Raw genomic sequence first — 2,665 nt, 5'->3', positions numbered from 1 at the left:
TCGCCCCCCCGGCGGATTTTTTGTCCTGCTCGCTGCCCTTAGTTAGGCCAGCGCGGTCGCCAGGCCGTAGAGCACCATGACGCAGGCGAAGCCGACCACCGATACCAGCGCCTGGCCAACGGTCCAGACCTTCAAGGTGGTTGGCACATCGATGTCCAGGAAGCGCGAGATCAGCCAGAAGCCGGAGTCGTTGACGTGGCCGGCGAAGACCGAGCCTGCTGCCAGCGCCAGCACCATGGCGGCGACCTGGAAAGCGGTCAGCGAGGCATCCGCCAGCACAGCCGGCTGGACGATGGCGGCCGCGGTGGTCAGTGCTACTGTTGCCGAGCCCTGGGCCAGTCGGACGATGGCCGCGATCAGGAAGCCGGCGACAATCAGCGGCATGCCCACCGATTCAAGCGAGGTGGCAATGGCGTTGCCGATGCCGCTGGCACGCAGCACGCCGCCGAACATGCCGCCAGCGCCGGTGATCAGGATGATCGAGCAGACCGGGCCCAGCGCGGAGTCCACGATGGTCTCGGTCAGGGTCTTGTCCTTGCCCTTGCGGAAGCCCAGAAGGAACATTCCCAGCAGCACGGTGATCAGCAGGGCCACCGGAGTTTCACCCAGCAGGCGCAGCCAGCGCACCCAGGAGGTTTCCGGGTCCACGACGCCTGCGGAGCCGAGCATGTTCAGACCCGTGTTCATGAAGATCAGCAGCAGCGGGAGCAGCAACAGGCTGAACACCGTGCCCACGGAAGGAGAGGACTTGAACTCGTCCTTCGATGCGCCGTTGCCCAGTGCCGCATCCAGAATATTCGGTACCGGGATGTTGAACTTCTTGCCGACAAACTTTCCAAAGAGATGGCCTGCAACGAACCACGTTGGAATCGCGACGACCAGGCCGAGCACCAGCACGAGCCCGACATTGGCTTCCAGCAGGCCGGAGGCGGCCACTGGGCCCGGGTGCGGCGGAACGAAGACGTGCATCACCGAGAATGCGGTGGCCGATGGGATGGCGTAGAGCAGCAGCGAGCCGCCCAAGCGGCGGGCCACGGTGAAGATGATCGGCAGCATGACTACCAGACCGGCATCGAAGAAGATCGGGAAGCCGAAGAGCAGCGACGCAACCGACAAGGCCAGCGGTGCGCGCTTCTCGCCGAACTTGGAGATCAGCCAGCTGGTCATCACATCGGCGCCGCCACTGGTTTCCAGCATGCGTCCGAGCATTGCGCCAAGGCCGACCAGCAGGGCCACACTGGCCAAGGTGGATCCGAAGCCGCTGGTCAGCGTGGTAATGACCGATTCAGCAGGGATACCGGAGGCGACCGCGGTCAGCAAGCTGGTGAGTACCAGTGCGAGGAACGCGTGGACGCGGAAGCGGATAATCAGCACCAGCAGCAGCGCTACCGCACCGACCGCCAGCATCAGGAGCCCGGGCGTACTTAACGTCCAGTTCAGTTCAAGCTCAGTTGTCATTGTCTTCCTTGATCAATGGGGGCTTCATGCCATGGGTGGTCTGTGGATTGCTGCCAGCGCACTGCGCTAGGACAGTTTAGCGATCAGCTGTCGAACGATGTCCTCGGGGCTATCGGCAATATCCGCGCTGAGCACTGGCTCGTCCGCATCTGGGGCCTCCAGCGTGGCCAGCTGGCTGTCGAGCAGGCTGGTGGGCATGTACTCGTGCGAGCGCGCGTTCATCCGATCGCGAATCAGGGTCGGAACACCGGTGAGGTGGACGAAGATCGTCGCTGGCTCCAAGCTGAGGATGAGATCCCGGTAGCTGCGCTTAAGTGCGGAACAGGCGATCACCAGCGGCGCCTGGCTTTGCTTGCTTTCGGCCAGCTTGGTGCCGATCAGCTGCAGCCACGGCTCGCGGTCAGCGTCATCCAGAGACTGCCCGCCGGCCATTTTTTCCTTGTTGGCCTTGGGGTGCAGGCTGTCGCCATCGATGAACTCGTGGTGTAGCTGGTCAGCCAGCATCTTTCCGATGGTGGTCTTGCCGCTGCCCGAGACACCCATCACAACAAGGGGCGGGACCTGTTCACTCATCCATTTACTCCGTCGTACGTGAACCTAATATATGACTTATGCTGTATCCAAAGTCATAAAGTATGATTTAACTAGAGTAGGAGCGGCAGCCGATGCTGTCAACAGGTTGCATTTGGTCCATCGCGGATGATTCCGCAAAGCATGTGGCCAGAGAGCGAATTCCCGACTTAATCGACCCTAGGTTCAAGCATGGCTTGAACCCAGCCTTTGAAAATGCTGAATTTCTGCGAGGTCGTTGTAGAACCCCAGCTCAATGCCATGTACTCTCGGTTTTTAAGTGGATCGAACCCGACCACTGCACAGTCTGACCATTGGAGCGAATCATGGGATTCATTGGATGGATAGTTTTGGGCTTGATTGCCGGAGCGATCGCAAAGGCCATTCTGCCCGGCAAGCAAGGTGGCGGCTGGATCGCCACCCTGGTTCTCGGCGTCGTAGGCGCACTACTCGGAGGCTGGATCGGAAGTGCTGTCTTCGGAGAGGGCGTGGATGAGTTCTTCTCGATCTCAAGTTGGCTTCTTGCCATCGGCGGCGCCCTGATCGTCCTGGTCATTTGGGGCTTCATCACCAAACGACGGGCCTAAGGCACCTCCCGAGGGATCGTTATCCTGCGGATCTTGAATTCCCGCCGAGC

3 protein-coding genes are annotated in these 2,665 nt (G+C 60.9%); 1 reads left to right on the top strand and 2 read right to left on the bottom strand.

The genetic code is table 11. The features are described 5' to 3' along the window. Positions 1–42: 42 nt before the first annotated feature. A complete protein-coding gene (locus tag ACNPN0_RS12780) occupies positions 43–1,458 on the bottom strand; it encodes a GntP family permease (protein ID WP_332504551.1) in 1,416 nt (471 codons plus the stop codon). A 66-nt stretch (positions 1,459–1,524) separates the two neighbouring features. Next, positions 1,525–2,031 (bottom strand): gluconokinase, GntK/IdnK-type, encoded by a 507-nt coding sequence (locus ACNPN0_RS12775; protein WP_434690311.1) that lies wholly within the window; start codon positions 2,029–2,031, stop codon positions 1,525–1,527. A gap of 323 nt (positions 2,032–2,354) precedes the next feature. Between ACNPN0_RS12775 and ACNPN0_RS12770 the strand changes: the two genes are divergently transcribed. Then, entirely contained in the window at positions 2,355–2,615 is a 261-nt protein-coding gene (locus tag ACNPN0_RS12770) for a GlsB/YeaQ/YmgE family stress response membrane protein (RefSeq protein ID WP_434690309.1), read from the top strand. Positions 2,616–2,665 lie beyond the last annotated feature (50 nt).

The organism is Glutamicibacter sp. AGC84 (assembly GCF_053543575.1).
This window is presented reverse-complemented; position numbering and strand designations above follow the sequence as displayed.

Excerpts from the sequence above, each read along its gene's own strand:
- ACNPN0_RS12780 (WP_332504551.1), bottom strand. The coding sequence starts at position 1,458 with ATGACAACTGAGCTTGAACTGAACTGGACGTTAAGTACGCCCGGGCTC.
- ACNPN0_RS12775 (WP_434690311.1), bottom strand. The coding sequence starts at position 2,031 with ATGAGTGAACAGGTCCCGCCCCTTGTTGTGATGGGTGTCTCGGGCAGC.
- ACNPN0_RS12770 (WP_434690309.1), top strand. The coding sequence starts at position 2,355 with ATGGGATTCATTGGATGGATAGTTTTGGGCTTGATTGCCGGAGCGATC.